The 15,216-nt window shown below is 54.8% G+C and carries 11 protein-coding genes; 7 read left to right on the top strand and 4 right to left on the bottom strand.

The features are described from left to right. Positions 1-32 precede the first annotated feature (32 nt). Entirely contained in the window at positions 33-464 is a 432-nt protein-coding gene (locus NNL35_RS24040; protein ID WP_006678033.1) for a helix-turn-helix domain-containing protein, read from the bottom strand. A gap of 245 nt (positions 465-709) precedes the next feature. Further along, positions 710-1,918, bottom strand: a complete 1,209-nt coding sequence (locus NNL35_RS24035; protein ID WP_254553802.1) for an MFS transporter — start codon at positions 1,916-1,918, stop codon at positions 710-712. 234 nt (positions 1,919-2,152) lie between these two features. Here NNL35_RS24035 and NNL35_RS24030 point away from each other — a divergent pair, with 234 nt between their 5' ends. Next, complete coding sequence (locus NNL35_RS24030; protein ID WP_006678031.1) at positions 2,153-2,716, top strand: TlpA family protein disulfide reductase; 564 nt, start codon at positions 2,153-2,155, stop codon at positions 2,714-2,716. Positions 2,717-2,870: 154 nt separating this feature from the next. Next, positions 2,871-3,026 carry a hypothetical protein gene (locus NNL35_RS24025; RefSeq protein ID WP_254553801.1) on the top strand — a complete coding sequence of 52 codons (156 nt, stop codon included), beginning with the start codon at positions 2,871-2,873 and terminating at the stop codon, positions 3,024-3,026. A 123-nt stretch (positions 3,027-3,149) separates the two neighbouring features. Here the strand turns inward: NNL35_RS24025 and NNL35_RS24020 are convergent, their stop codons facing one another. Next, positions 3,150-4,382 carry an IS110 family RNA-guided transposase gene (locus tag NNL35_RS24020; RefSeq protein ID WP_254552890.1) on the bottom strand — a complete coding sequence of 411 codons (1,233 nt, stop codon included), beginning with the start codon at positions 4,380-4,382 and terminating at the stop codon, positions 3,150-3,152. 599 nt (positions 4,383-4,981) lie between these two features. Further along, positions 4,982-6,595 (bottom strand): citramalate synthase, encoded by a 1,614-nt coding sequence (gene cimA, locus NNL35_RS24015; protein ID WP_006680205.1) that lies wholly within the window; start codon positions 6,593-6,595, stop codon positions 4,982-4,984. A gap of 237 nt (positions 6,596-6,832) precedes the next feature. Here cimA and NNL35_RS24010 point away from each other — a divergent pair, with 237 nt between their 5' ends. The 5 genes from NNL35_RS24010 to NNL35_RS23990 all read left to right on the top strand — a co-directional run bounded on the left by NNL35_RS24010 (position 6,833) and on the right by NNL35_RS23990 (position 15,209). Next, complete coding sequence (locus tag NNL35_RS24010; protein WP_006680206.1) at positions 6,833-8,152, top strand: DNA polymerase IV; 1,320 nt, start codon at positions 6,833-6,835, stop codon at positions 8,150-8,152. Positions 8,153-8,288: 136 nt separating this feature from the next. Then, a complete protein-coding gene (locus tag NNL35_RS24005; protein WP_006680207.1) occupies positions 8,289-8,522 on the top strand; it encodes a ferredoxin in 234 nt (77 codons plus the stop codon). A 1,057-nt stretch (positions 8,523-9,579) separates the two neighbouring features. Beyond that, the gene (locus NNL35_RS24000; RefSeq protein WP_006679439.1) at positions 9,580-11,433 is read left to right on the top strand and encodes a CHASE2 domain-containing protein; all 1,854 of its coding nucleotides are present in this window, start codon (positions 9,580-9,582) and stop codon (positions 11,431-11,433) included. A 104-nt stretch (positions 11,434-11,537) separates the two neighbouring features. Next, a complete protein-coding gene (locus NNL35_RS23995) occupies positions 11,538-13,445 on the top strand; it encodes a FecR family protein (protein WP_006679438.1) in 1,908 nt (635 codons plus the stop codon). 18 nt (positions 13,446-13,463) lie between these two features. After that, positions 13,464-15,209, top strand: coding sequence for a stalk domain-containing protein (locus NNL35_RS23990; protein WP_040734141.1), 1,746 nt, complete (start codon positions 13,464-13,466; stop codon positions 15,207-15,209). Positions 15,210-15,216: the final 7 nt, after the last annotated feature.

Raw genomic sequence — 15,216 nt, 5'->3', positions numbered from 1 at the left:
AGATGATGCGAGCTTATTCAGGACCGAAGACTTCACATCATGAAATGATTGTTCTTGTCAATAAAGGTCAGCAGCACTTCAATGCAGGCCGCGCTCTGGGCGCCCAGACGGTTGAACAGTCTGCGGGCTTGGGTCGGCTTCAGCTGGTCGAGCATCGGCTTCAATTCCTTCGCCTCGCGTTCCAGCTTCTGCATGTGCAGCTGCAGCTCCGTCAGCCGGTCGGCAAGCTCTTGTTCCGCCGATGCGTGCCTCAGCTGCGCGAAATACTGCTTGATTTCCTCCAGCGAATATTTTTCTCTCTTCATTTGATGTATACGTCTGAGCCGCTCGATCGTTTCAAGGCTGTACAGACGATAGTTCGTTTCTGTCCGTCCTGCCGGCTCGATTAGCCCGATCGTCGTATAATAATCAATTGTCCGCTGGCTGACCTTCGCCGCACGGGCAAGCTCTCCGATCCGAATCAACGACCTATTCCCATCGTCCTCACCTCACTTTTTACTCTAAGAGGTTGTTCAAAGAGTACGCTTTTGATCACGCAACCTTCTCGGTGCTGAAAACCGTCCTCTTTGAACTCTTATTTATTATGATACTAAAAACCAAACCATACAGTCAAACGTGATGGTTTGGCGAAAAAGGTACATTTTTTGAACATTTTGCAGGTGAGGACCCAGAGCCGTTCTTCCACGGGAAGCATAGGAAAAAAAGCCGGTTAGCGTACCTTTTTGTCCGGCTTGATGAACAAGAACACAAGGATAAGCGCGATGACGGACAGAACCGTGACGACGATAAAAATGAGGCGATGGGACTTGTCCATCATCCAGCTGAACAGCGGCGGTCCGAAGGCGACTCCGAGGAAGCGGAGGCTGCTGTAGAGCGATGTAATCATGCCGCGCTGCGCCTTCTCCACCGCGCCGGTGATCATCGTGTTCAGACATGGCAGCAATAAGCCTGTCCCAATGCTGCTCACGGTAATGAGCGCGATAAATCCGTACACGTTTTTGTAGAAGAAAATCGTGCATCCGAGCGAGACCGCCATAAGCAGCAGGCCGATATTCATCAGCCACCGAATGAGCACGCCGTTCTTCTTGATGAGCGAACCGGTAATATAGGCGGTCGTCACCATGCCGAGCAGCGGAATGGCAAGCACAAGACCTTTGACGATCCCTTTTAAATTGTATGGCTTCTCCTCCAAAATGTCGGATACATAGAAGAGAATGCCGAACAGGATGAACAGAGCCAGCGCCCCGGCAAAAAAAGCGGGCACGAGCCAGCGGCCCTGCTGCTTGAAAATTTGTCCGATGTTGCGGATATACGTTTTGAGCGGCTGCGGCTTCTGCTTCCGTTCGGGTTCCTTAATCAGGAAGATGACCGCAACCAGCGACAAGGCGCAAAATACGGGAAACGCAAAAAAGGGCGCTGTCCACGTCCACAGGGCAAGCGCCGAACCGAGTATCGGACTGATGACCTTGCCGCTGCCGTTGGAAGCTTCGATCAGGCCCAAAGCCTGGCTCTCCTGAGCGCCCTTGTACAAATCGCCGACGAGCGCCATCGCGATCGATGCAGTACCAGCCGCGCCCAGCCCCTGGACCGCACGGAACCCGATTAGGAGGCCGTAGGATTCCCATAACGCTCCGAGCCCGGTGACGATGCCTGCCGCCCCGTATACGATGAGGGAAGGGATGATGATCGCCTTGCGTCCGAAGCGATCCGACAAGTAGCCTGCGATCGGAATAATCAGGCCGGCCGATACGGAGAACAACGTAATGATGAGACTGGTCTGCAGCTGAGTCAGATGCAGATGACGCTTGACCTCCGGCAAAATGGGAACAAGCATGGAGTTGCCCAGCACGAGCACAAGCGGTACGGTGGCGATCGCCGTATATTCGAGCCATAGGGAGGAGCTGCGTTGTTTGGCCATGATCAGGTTCCTTTCCTGCGTAATTTCTAGAGAGCAATTATTGCAAGCACGTTGTTACTATTCCCAGGGGAGGATGGAGTCATACCAGCGGGCTGATGGCCGAAAGGATCGTATTTTATGTAGAAAAAGGGTACAATACATATAAAAGCACATGTTCAGACTTGCTTGGCCGGTGTGCGGATCCCGGCAACGAAGATGCTCAACCGTTGAACATATAAAGGAGAGAAGCCGTAAATGAAAAAAAGTGCAGGCGTGCTTATTGTTGGCGTGCTGTTCATTCTCTTCGGCGTGTGGCAGAATCTAAGCCAGTCTCCCGCCTCTTCGACCGAATTGAGGCAAGGTGCGGGCGAGAGCGCCCTGCCTGAGGAGACGGGGCCCCAAGTGGGGAAGCTGGCGCCATCGTTCACGCTGAAGACGGACGAAGGAACGAAATATGAGGTGGGCGGCAAGCAGGATAAACCGATCTTTCTGAATTTCTGGGCTTCCTGGTGCACGCCATGCCAGGCAGAAGCGCCCGATCTTGTCAAATTGCATGCGAAATATAAGGATAATCTGGAACTTCTGTCCGTCAATGTGACGAATTATGATACGAAGGAGAAAGCGAAGGAGTTCGTGAACCAGTATGGGATGGTCAACCCGGTGCTGTGGGACGAGAAGGGAGAGGCCTATAAGCTGTATAACGGCATTGCCTTTCCGACCAATATTTTGATTGACAAAAACGGAGTCATCCGGGAGCTGTTCATCGGGCTGCGTCCGCCGAAGGAATTGGAAAAGGCCATCGACAAGGTGATTGAATGAGACCGGGCCGTCATTTTTCAGGCTGTTTTCGGAGGGGTGATTACCTAATCGAAACTTGGCATTCAGAGCGTCATCGCCTTCTGGAGTCATCATAATCTCCTGGGGTTTTAACGTGTGGAGGGAATTGCTGCTATTTTACAGGAATTTCAGCTCAATGAGTCCACATTTCGAGGAATTGCTGCACAGCTACATCATTTTTGGACCTTTTGAGCTAAGTCGAAGAGAAACGGGTGAAATTGCTGCAGTTTTACAGGATTCCCTTTCTGGTGAAGTCGTCCCTATCGAATTGCTGTATTTTATACGAAAATAAAAACGTTGAAGTAAGCACGACAGCCCTTTCAAAATGTATGAATAGAACTTTTTCGGGCCATTATTACTCTAAGAAAGCAAAAAAAGACTCACCCCCCGAAAATGATCACATCATTTTCAAAATTTAGCTTGTTTCGTTTTCAGTTAGTTGAAGTGCAAAGCCCAGCTCTTGGAGTTTCTTTACGTAAAAATTAGCTGTTCTTTGTTTAGACATGCGTACCTGCATGTCTATTTCTTTGTATGGCGTTCCTTCTTTCATCATGGCATAAATGATCTTAATTAAGAGATGTCCGGTTGCTACGCTTGCTGTTTTTTCGCCTCGTCGTTTCCGTATCCGTCTAAAGTGCTCACCTATTCGATTCCTTGACCTGTAATTTGCCCATGCCGCTTGCGTTATGCTACGTTTCAGATACTTGTTCCCTTGCAGGCATTTCCGGCTTTTCTTGCGCCCCGCGCTCTCATTATTACCTGGAGATACCCCTGCCCATGAGGTGAATTGCTCGACCGTGGGAAAACGCGTGGCGATATCCGGCCCCATTTCTGCAAATATAGCGGAAGCGCAAGACTTGTCAATTCCGGGAATGCTGTCTAAGCACTCAATCTCTTTTCGATAAGGCTCAAGCTGTTCGTCGATTAATGATTCAATTTCTTGCAGTTCTGCTTCCTCGAACAGCAGGTGCTTCCAGTGTGCACGCATCATAACACGATGATGTCGCCGTAGCTGACCATTCAGAGCTTCAACTAACTGAGGCACTTTTGTTTTTAGCTTGGTTTTGACAAGTTCGCGTACGTCATCTTCTACGAGCACTTCTCCGTCCATGAGCTTTTCCAGAAGCAGACGCCCGGATACGCCGAACAAATCGCTCATAAAACTCGTAAGCTTGATGTTTCCGTCTTGAAGAATTTTATGGATACGATTCTTCTCAGAAGCAATGGTCACCACGATTCTCAGACGATACCTCGTTAGATCTCGTAAATCCCGCAAATGCTGCGGCAACACCACGCTTGGTTGAATGAGACCACAACGATGAAGTTGTGCAATCCACTCCGCATCTTTCTTGTCTGTCTTACGCCCTGGTGTATTCTTGATTTGTTTAGCGTTTGCCAACACTAAATAGCAGCTAGACTCTAAAATATTCCATACCGGTTTCCACAGCACACCTGTGCTCTCCATGGCTACTTCTTTACACTCATGTGCGTTAAGCCAATCTTGAAGTCGGAGTAGTTCGGTAGTTGTTGTTCCAAAGCTTTCGATGACTTTCTTGGGCTTGGATTCTAAATCCCCGTAAAGGATACAGGCAACTACTGTTTTTTGATGGACATCTAATCCGCAACAGCATTCGCGTACGGCATCCATGCTTGCACCTGCTTTCATGTGTACTAACAAATCATGCGACCTGAATAAGGAAATTTTATACACGCACTTGGGTGTGCATTGGGCGGTTCTCGCGATCGCAATTGGACGGTTTGTGCAACAGGGTCGTACCCCAATAATACAGTCGTCCTTGGATTTGTTAGTCTCATGATTACCATCTACAGTAACTTTAAAAGTTTACATCTACCTATTTTCATTCTGGGGGGTGACGTCGTAGACGTCATGGGGGTTTGTGCAGGATTTTGCCTACCGAATCAACGTGTCTTGGGAAACCGTGCAGTTTTGAGGACTTCGCCTATCGGATAGACATTTCAATGTGCAGTTTTCAGCCACTTCGATTAGAGTGTTTGAAATCACAATTTTCTACTGAGAGACAAGTCCTAATGAAGTGCCCATAAAATCCTTTGGATTTTCTCAACAGCCTGTGTTTTGCAGGAATTCCTGTGACGGAGTAAACGTCATAAGGGAAACTGTATTTTCGCAGTTTTCCGGGAAGTCGAGCGTGGAGAATCAGGGGGATGTCACACTGTAGTTGAATACTACAATGGAAACATCCCCCTTCGTCTTGTCCGCGATGAGGATCAATGATTGACGAGCCCCAGCGGCTCTCTGCGCTCGGGCTCGAGCTCCAGCTTCTCTTTCCCGATGAGCGCATAGCGGATACTGTCCACGAGTGCCTCCCAGCTCGCTTCAATGACGTTGCTCGAAACGCCGACCGTGCTCCATGTATTTTGGGAATCGGTCGACTCGATGAGCACCCGCACCTTGGCGGCTGTCGTATCATTCTCGTCCAATACACGTACTTTATAATCTGTGAGATGCATATCTTCAATAAAAGGGTAGTGGCGGACGAGCGCTTTGCGAAGCGCGTTGTCAAGCGCATTCACCGGACCGTTGCCCTCGGCAGCCATGTACACGGTCTCATTGCCGACATTCAGCTTCACGATTGCTTCGGAATTGACTGAGCGATCGGCCGATTTCTCGACGAGCATTTTGAAGGAAGCGAAGGTGAACGGCTCCTCGTGTGTCCCGGTCGCCTGACGGAGCAGCAGCTCGAGCGAGGCGTCTGCGCCTTCGAATTGGTATCCCTGATGCTCCAGCTCCTTGATGCGCTCGATAATGGCGCGGGTATTCGGGTTGCTGGCATCCAGCTCATAGCCGAGCTGCTGCGCCTTGGACAATACGTTGCTCTGGCCGGCCAGCTCCGAGACAAGCACCCGCTGCTTGTTGCCGACCTGTTCGGGCTTGATATGCTCGTACGTCCGCGAATCCTTCATAATCGCCGATACGTGGATGCCTCCCTTGTGAGCAAAGGCGGCGTTACCGACGTAAGGCTGGTTGACCGGCATGTTCACATTGGCGATCTCGCTGACGTACCGCGCGACCGACGTCAATTGCTTAAGCTGATCGGCGGAGACGCACGAGTAACCCATCTTTAATTGAAGATTCGGGATGATGGAGCACAGATTGGCATTGCCGCACCGCTCGCCGTAGCCGTTCATCGTGCCTTGAACCTGAGTCGCCCCGGCTTCCACGGCAGCAAGCGTATTGGCGACAGCCAATTCGCAGTCGTTATGCGTATGGATGCCCAGCTTGATGTTGACATGATTCTTGACGTCCCGGACGATGCTTGCGATCTCGTGCGGCAGCGTCCCGCCGTTCGTATCGCACATGACGACCCAGTCGGCTCCTGCTTCCTCGGCGGTGCGAAGCACGGCCAGTGCGTACTCGGGATTATGTTTGTAGCCGTCGAAGAAATGCTCCGCATCGAGCATCACTTCCATGTGGGCCCGCTTCAAGTAGGCGATCGAGTCCGAGATCATGGCCAGATTCTCTTCCAGCGTCGTCTCCAGCGCCGTATGGACGTGGAAGTCCCACGACTTGCCGACGAGTGTCGCTGCAGGAACGCCCGCTTCAATGATGCGGTTCAGGCTCACGTCTTGGTCTGCCCGCGACATTTTGCGGCGGGTGCTGCCGAAGGCTGTCAACTTCGCTTGCCAGGAATACGACTTGACCCGCTTGAAGAACTCGATGTCCTTGCCGTTGCTGCCCGGAATGCCGCCTTCAATATAAGACACCCCGAAGGCGTTCAGCTTGCGCGCAATTTTTATTTTATCATCCGCGGACAGGCTGATTCCTTCGCCTTGGGTGCCATCGCGCAGCGTGGTATCAAAAATGGAAACGAATGTCGACATACTCGAAACCCCCTTATTTTAGTGCACGGACGATACAGTACCGAAACTATATTTTCCTATTATAGCATCCGAAAAGAGGATGTATAGTCCGTAATTTCGGCGGCGGCGGAAATTGATCCGGTTGTATTGACTTGCAGAAAGCGCTAAAATGTACCTAGAACAGTTGTTCTGGATCGGACTACAGGTATTCCTGAATGAGTAGTTGAACACTCCCATGAGGGAAGAAAGGTGAGAGGAATGGGCGGTAAGGAAGAGGCGCATGACCGGGTCGAGCGGCATTATCCGCCGAAGGGACGTGTCATCCTCCATGTGGATATGAACGCGTTCTATTGTTCCGTTCATGAAGCCGAGGACCCGGAGACGTACCGGGGCAAGCCGACGGCCGTCGCGGGCAGCATCGAGCTGCGCAAAGGGATTATCGTAACCTGCTCCTACGCGGCCCGGAAGAGAGGCATCCGCACCGGCATGCTCGTGAAGCAGGCGCTGCGCCTCTGTCCCCAGCTTGTCTTGATCCGCCCGGATTTCTATCTGTATCGGCGTTATTCACAGGCATTTATTGCTATTGCGCGCGATTATACCCCGTTGGTTGAAGTCGTCTCCATTGACGAATGCTATATGGATATCAGCGGCTCGAAGTTATTCGGCACGCCGCTTGAGATTGCGAACGAGTTGCAGCAGCGCATCCGCGGCGAGCTGTCGCTGCCATGCTCGATCGGCATCGCGCCGAACAAGCTGCTGGCGAAGATGGCTTCGGATATGAAGAAGCCGAACGGCATTACGGTGCTTCGCATCCGGGATGTGCCGAAGCTGCTCTGGAGCAGGCCGTGCGGCGAGCTGTTCGGCATCGGCCAGAAGACGGCCATGAAGCTGTCGCGATCGGGCATCCGCACGATCGGCGAGCTGGCCAAGGCGGATGAAGCCCGTCTTGTCTCGCTGTTCGGCGTGCAGGGCCACTGGATGAAGAGGGCGGCGAACGGGCTGGATGAAGGGCCTGTTCGCCCGGAACGAGAGCCGAACAAGTCTGTCGGACATACGACGACATTGCCGCAGGACGTGACCGCGAAGGAGGATGTCCGCCGGGTGCTGCTCAATCTGGCCGATCAGGTGGCCCGCCGCATGCGCAGGCAGCAGCTGATGGCCCACACGGTTCAGATCACGATCCGCACCCCGGAGATGAAGACGATTACCCGATCGGCGACGCTGGAATCGCCTACGGACGATGCGGCCCGCCTGCTGGAAGAAGCCTGGCGCTTGTATGAGCAGCATTGGCCGGAGGATCGGCCGATACGGCTGCTCGGAATTACGGGGCAGAACATGGTGGCCAAGGAGGAGGCGGCGATTCAGCTCGATCTGTTCGACTTCGAGCAGCAGCCGAAGCGGGAGCAGCTTATCCAGGCGATGGACCGGATCCGGGACAAGTACGGGGAGAACGCGCTTGTCACCCTGGGCATGCTGGGAGACGATCCTTCGGCGCTGCTGCGGAATCACAAAGTAAGGGGGACCTCCCTGCAGACGGATTTTCTGCGCGACGAAGATGGGGACAACCGTTCCGATTAATACTGCCCCGGCATCGGAAATCCGCGTGGGAGCGCGAGAAAAACGAGGATTTCGTTTGAATTTCAACCCTGTTTGTATTATATTGATTACGGAGGAACCATGACGAACTGTTCTGATTACAGGAGGGAACGAACCAATGGCAAAATATACTTGGGTAGATAAAGACACATGCATCGCTTGTGGAGCGTGCGGCGCAACCGCTCCGGATATATACGACTACGACGATGAAGGCATCGCAGAAGTGATATACGAAGGCGACAACAACCAAGGAATCACCGAGATTCCGGAAGATCTGTACGACGATCTGCAGGATGCGGCTGACGGCTGCCCTACGGATTCGATTAAGATCGCGGATACGCCTTTCAACTAACTGCTAACTGCGTTGCATCAACATAGAGGAAGCTTGTCCCTGCTCAGTGCGGGGATTTTTTTTATTTGTGGAACGTATCCAATTTGCGCAAAAATCATGTAAACCTCAGGCTGTTGAGAAAGTCCAAGGGATTTTTTTGCACTTCATTTTTTATGTGGTGGTCTCGTCTCTCCGTAGAAAAAATCGATTTAAAAAGCTATGCGTGCCAAGTTTTGAGTAGGAACAGGACAATCTCCACCCCTTCGTAAAAAACAGGGGTTTTCCAACGACCTGAAAACTGCACCATTTCCCTAGACACGTCTATCCGGTAGGCGAAATCCGCAAAACTACACGATTTCTCCAGAAACTTCTATTCGGTGAGCGAAGTCTGCAAAACTGCACGATTTCAACACCTATTCGGCAAGCGAAATCCTAATCCTGCGCAAATACAGCAATTCGATATGGACGACTTTACCAGAAAGGGAATCCTGCAAAACTGCAGGAATTTAACCCGTTTTGCTTCGACTTGAAGCAAAAGGGCCATAAATGATGTAGATTTGCAGCAATTCCTCGGGATGTGGACTCATTGAGCCGAAATTCCTGTAAAATAGCAGCAATTCCCTCCACACGTTCAAGCCCCGAGAGGCAACGATGCCTCCTGAAGGCAACAAGGCGATGATACCTCCTGGGGCGATGATGCCTCCAGGATCCGACGCGGTCTCTTGGATCCCGTAAAATCAGGCCGTAGAGAAGTCTGTGGGAATTTTCTCCACTTCATTTTTTATATGGTGGATCTCGTCTCTCACTAGAAAAAATCGATTTAAAACGCTCTGAGAGCCAAGTTTTGATTGGGAAAAAATAGACAATCTCCACTCCTTCGCAAAAAACAGGGGTTTTCCAACAGCCTGAATCATGCAGGCATTTTCTTTTCAAAAAGGACTCTGTTGCAAGCAAGCTGAAGGTGGGGTTAGTGTCATTGCCAAGAATGCATTCCTCGTTCTACAATGTTATAGGTTAACGCCACAACAATTGAATATATGAACATATTTTGATTTTGGCAGCCAGGGGGAGGGCTGGGATGAAGAATTACGGATTTCCGCTCGGGATCGCGGCCCTCGTCACAATCATTGCCGTGTATGTGTACGGCTTCGGAACCGGGGGCACGTTCCAGATGGCGGAGCATGCCCTTCGCGATGCGCTGCGCACCAAGAGCGTGGCGGAGCAGGCTCCCGACGATCGGATCAAAATTATTGCGATTGACGAAGAGTCCTTGAATCAGTTGGGGCCATTTCCTTGGCCGCGCAGCGTATATGCAGATATGATCAACAATCTGATGGAAGCGGGGGCCGAGTCGGTGGCACTGGACCTGCTTCTCATCGATCCGGCATCGGATGAACAGGATGATGCGCTGCTGTCGGAACAACTGCAGCGCTATCCGCAAGTCTACCTGCCGGTTCAGGTCACCCTGCAATCCCGTCAGCCTGACGCGGAATCGCTGCTCGTCGAGCGCGTCGATCGGCCGGCCGCTTCGCTCCATGTGCGGGAAGAGCAGCTGGGCCATGTGAATGTGCTTCCCGATCCGGACGGGGTTATCCGGCATATGACGCTCGGCCTGCGCGACGAGAACGGCGAGCTGATTCCATCGCTCGACGTGCTGCTTGCGAACCGAATGCTGCCCGAAGGGGAACGCATCCGTTGGGAAGAGGAGAAGCAGGCTTGGCTGCGGGGGGACAAGCCGATTCCGACGGACGCACGGCATCAGGTGGCGACCGATTTCTTCACTTCCGCTTACGGTTATGGAGAGAGCGAGCTGAACGGATACGATCGCCAGTCGTTCATCGATGTGCTGACCGGTGTCGTCGATGCCGAGTATTACAAAGATACAACGGTCCTCATTGGCCCGTATGCGACCTCGCTTAGCGACAAGCATATGACGCCGCTTAGCCGGACGATGACGCTCCACGGCGTGGAGATCCATGCGAATATGGTTCAATCGCTCCTGGAGGGGCGCTTCTATAAGGAAGCTCCCTTCGGCTGGAACGTGATCGCGCTCGCCGCGGGCATTGCCGCTGCCGCCTGGTGCGGGAACCGGGTCCGGGGCGTGCTGGGGGCAGGATGCGCCCTGCTGCTCGCCGGGCTATATACGGTGATCTGGATCGCGGTCTACGAGACCGGCTCGGTATTCATTCCGTATTTCACGGAAATATGCGGGATGACCGCCTCCTATACGCTGCTTCTCGCCTATCGCAGCCGGGAGGAGCGGCGGGCGCGCCAGCAGGTGGAAGAGCTGTTCGGGCGGTACGTGTCGCCTGCCGTCGTAACGGAACTGCTGCGATCCAGGGAGCCGATTCGGGTCGGCGGAACGCGCTGCGATATTACCGTCATGTTCATCGATATTCGCGGGTTCACACCGCTCTCGGAACGGCTGGCTCCGGAGGAGACGATCCAGGTGCTCAATCAGTATTTGCATGCCTGCGCCGATGTCATCTTCCGCCACCAGGGGACACTGGACAAGTTCATCGGCGATGGCGTCATGGCGATTTTCGGGGCTCCCTATCCGCTGGAGCGGCATGAAGAACATGCGCTTCAAGCCGCGTTGAGCTTGGTAAAGCGGGCGGAGCTGTTGAAGCAGACGCTGGGCGCGAAGGATATCGCCGTTCAGTTCGGCATCGGAATTCAGAGCGGCGAAGCGGTGGTCGGGAACATCGGCTCGGAAGCGCTTCGGCTCGATTACACGGCAATTGGCGACACGGTTAACACCGCCGCCCGCTTGGAATCCCAAGCGAAGCCGGGACAGGTGCTTGTCGGAGAAGAAACGGTGCGCCGCCTTGGCAGCCGGTTCAACATGTCCGAGGTGGGGCCTCTCAAGCTGAAGGGCAAGTCGGAGCCGGTTCTCGTCTACGAGTTGCTGGCGGAACAAGAAGAGGCCTGAATTAGGACCGAAGGACGGATTTCATACCCAAAAAGGATGGAAAAGTAAAAAAATGCTCGCATTTCGGCCTTTTTCATCCGATAGAAAAAGAGAGGAGGGATAACGTGCAACGACGGAGATGGAATCTGATGTTCATCATCGCATGCTGCTTATTGGTGGTCGGACTCATCCGGCCTGTGCCGGCTGCGGCTGCCGATAAGGCGGTGCGCGTAGCTCTCGTGAAGGAATGGAAAGGAACGGCCTCAGTTACGAAATCAGGCGGCGGCAAACCGCTGCAATTATTCAAAAATATGAGCATTAACCAAGGGGACCGGATCGTCACCGGAGCGAAATCCAGCGTCGTACTTCAACTGGTCGGCGGAGATGAGGAGGATGAATTGACGATCGGAGAAGAGGCCGATGTTGCCTTTACCGAATTGGATGGAGAAAATGGGGCAAAGACGAAAATCGGAGTATGGGCCGGTTCCGTCTTTGCCAAAGTGAAGTCGATTATGGGGGCGGACGATCGCTTCGAATTGGAGACGCCGACGACCGTGATGGCTGTCCGCGGCACTCAGTTCGCCGTGCGCGTCGATCCCGGCGCCGGATGGACGGATCTGCATGTTGCCGCCGGCGTGGTCCGCACGCAGTACAGCAGCACCGATACGAATTCCGCCACGCGGGGAACTTCAATCAAGCCGTTGTTCGAGCGGGATGTGTATCCGGCGCAGGCCGCCAGCTTCGTTCCATTGAAGTCGGGAGGAGTGGAAGCCTTGTTCGCCTATGCGGATACCGATTCGCTCGCGGCAGAGCTTGACCCCGCCGTGCTCCGGGCAATGGTGAGCGGCTTCCGCGACGCGGCCGAGGAGAACAGCCGCTTGCTGCGGGAATGGCAGGAATCGTCCTGCTCGACGGAACCGGCCTCGGCGGACGGAACGTCATGCCCCCTGCTTGACAGCTTCCTGGAGCTCGGGACGGATAAGGCGGGCAGCGGAACTTCGGCAGAGGTACGGAGCGAGGCGGAAATCCGGATTCAACGCAATCTGATCGCATTCCATGGCGTCATCGTCAGGGCGGCGCTGGAGGCGGGGAGACTGACGGCAGCCGAAGCGAAGGCTTCGGGGATGGCTTGGCGGGACGCCGCCCTACAGCTTACTGAAGGCGAACGGGAGCGCATCACCCAGATGAAGGAACAGCGAAGCCGCCTCGAGGACGCCGTCTCCGCGGCCGATCCGGCTCTATCCAAGGAAGAGGAAGCGCGCCGGGAGCAGCAGGCGAAGCTCGATCGCGAACGGCAGCTGCAGCTGGAGCAAGACTATGCCGCATCGCTGGAGAAGAAGGAGCGTGAGCGCTTCGCCGAGGACTTGAAGAAGGCCCGCCTTGAAGTATGCGAGAACGGAAAGGCATCGGCAATGTGCGTCGAGGCTTCGAAGCCAGGCAGCGCAACGGAGGGGACTTCGGGGGGCTCTTCCGGGAATGGAGAGAAGCCCGGCCCGAACCCTGGGCCTGATCCGAAACCTGATCCAGATCCAGACCCGGATCCCGATCCGGAACTGCAGAAGGATGTGCTGGAGCTGACCGGAAGCGCAGCAGAGGTCCAGGCAGGAGCGGCAGTCGAGATTACAGCCGTCTTGAAGCGATTGACGCAGCCGGTTGACGTCGTCGCCATCGAGTTCGCTGTCAATGCGAGCGGCGGGACGCTCGATCGGAATAAACTTGATCAGAATGCCGGGCAATACCGTCATGGCGGCGGCAAATTCAATATTGCGTTGAGCCCGGATAATTATAATGATAAGAACAGCGTGGACGCGGTATCGGTCACCGGCAGCCGGATATTGTACCGGATTCTCGTCACGGCGCCCGGATCCATCCGGCTGGACAGCGATGACATGATGCTGACGCTGCCTTATCTTGCCGGCTCGGGAGGAACGATGACCTTGACGATATCCGATATCCGGTTCTATGATGCGGCAGGAACGGCTCACTCGATCGCCCCGATGGAGAAGCCCCTGGAAATTAAAGTGAATCCATAAGTCATAAAGGAGAACAGCATGAATCGAAAAGTAAAGCAATTCCGTTGGGCAAGCAGGTTGCTCCTCCTTATGCTGTGCATCGGCGCGGCCAGTCCGGAAGGTACGGCTTCCGCGTCGTCCGCGCCAGCTCCTTTGACGCCGCCGGTACAGGAAATGAGCCGCTTCGACAGCTTATCGACCCCTGCGTTCGACTTCGCCGCCTGGAACCGCGCCCCGCTCTGGTACGAGACAATCGATTGGGCGGGCTCGGGCGTGTCCGGCTCGGCTGACGGCCGCGCCGAACAGGCACAGTTCCGCTATCCTGCCGGGCTGCTGGCAGGGAAGAACGGCGCGCTCCTCATCGCGGACACCTATAACCATCTGATCCGCCGGGCTGACGCTGCGGGACAGGTGAGCACGCTGGCCGGACAGGTCCGCTTCGCTGCGGAGACGCGGGAGCCGAACGGGAGCTGGGCAGACGGCAAGGGCACGGAGGCTCGCTTCAATGAGCCGATGGGGATGGCGGAGGATCGGCAAGGCAACCTTTATATTGCGGATGCGGCGAACCACGTTATCCGCAAGCTGGACAAGTCGGGCCGGGTCACGACGGTGGCTGGCAGCGGTCTGGCCGGCTGGAAGGACGGGAAAGGAGCGGAGGCGCGCTTCAACGAGCCGCGGGATGTGGCCGTAGCGGAGGACGGTTCCCTCTACGTCGCGGATGCGTTGAATCATGTCATTCGGCGCATTGATGCGAACGGAAATGTCACGACGCTGAATGCCCGATCGAAGCGGATCGTCGAATATGCCCCAGGCGCGGTCACGGCAGCAGGCGATTATGCAGACGGCAAGCTCATGGTGAGCAAGTTCAACGAGCCGAGCAGCCTGGCCTTCACCCCGTCCGGTGATCTGGTCGTCAGCGACACCGGGAATCAACGCCTTCGCTTGGTGGATCTGAAGCAGAAGCGCGTGACGACGCTTGCCGGCGCCGGCTCGGTCGCCAGCTATAGTTACAAGTTCCCGGATACGCGGCTGTATGCCGCGGGAGGATACCGTGACGGCAAGGCGAGCGAGGCGCTGTTCAACGGCCCGGCAGGCATCGCGCTTACGGGAGAGGGCGGCATCGTCGTCGCCGATCGGTGGAATCATGCCATCCGCTATCTATATGACGGCAAGGTGTATACGTTAAGCGGCGGCGGGCGGACAGGTCATCAGAACGGCTGGGCGGAACAGGCGACATTCCGCGAGCCGATGGATGTGGCCGTGCTCAGCAACGGAACGATCGCGGTGGCGGACGGATTCAATAATTCGATACGCCTTATCCGCCGATATACGCTGCCTGAGGAGGTCCGTTCCCCGGCGGCCACAAGCCCGTCCGCACAGGACGCGGTCATTACGGTGTATAACGACCGGCGGGTTGAGACGCCTGTTCCTGCGGTCATTCGGAACAATCGCGCTTTCCTTCCGCTGGATCCGTGGAAAAAGATGGTCGGTTACGGAGTGGAGGAGCTTGATCCAGACCAGGTGCGGGTAACGTTCGGCTCATCCGTTCTTGTCCTGGAGCGGAACATTCCGCAAGTACAGGTGGAGATTAACGGGACGAAGCGGACGCAGATGCTAAACGCGGAGGAAGCACCCTTCCGGCAAGACGGGCAGTGGCTGATCCCGGTGCGCTTGCTCGATCAATTCGGGCTGCATGTGAGTTGGGTTCCGGAGCTCCGGACGCTCATTCTTCGGGATACCGTATTTGAACGGCAAGACGCGTCAGGGGAAGCAGCCGGACGGTAAGGCAAGC

It is taken from the genome of Paenibacillus dendritiformis (assembly GCF_945605565.1).
In the GTDB taxonomy this organism is placed as follows: domain Bacteria; phylum Bacillota; class Bacilli; order Paenibacillales; family Paenibacillaceae; genus Paenibacillus_B; species Paenibacillus_B dendritiformis_A.
This window is presented reverse-complemented; position numbering and strand designations above follow the sequence as displayed.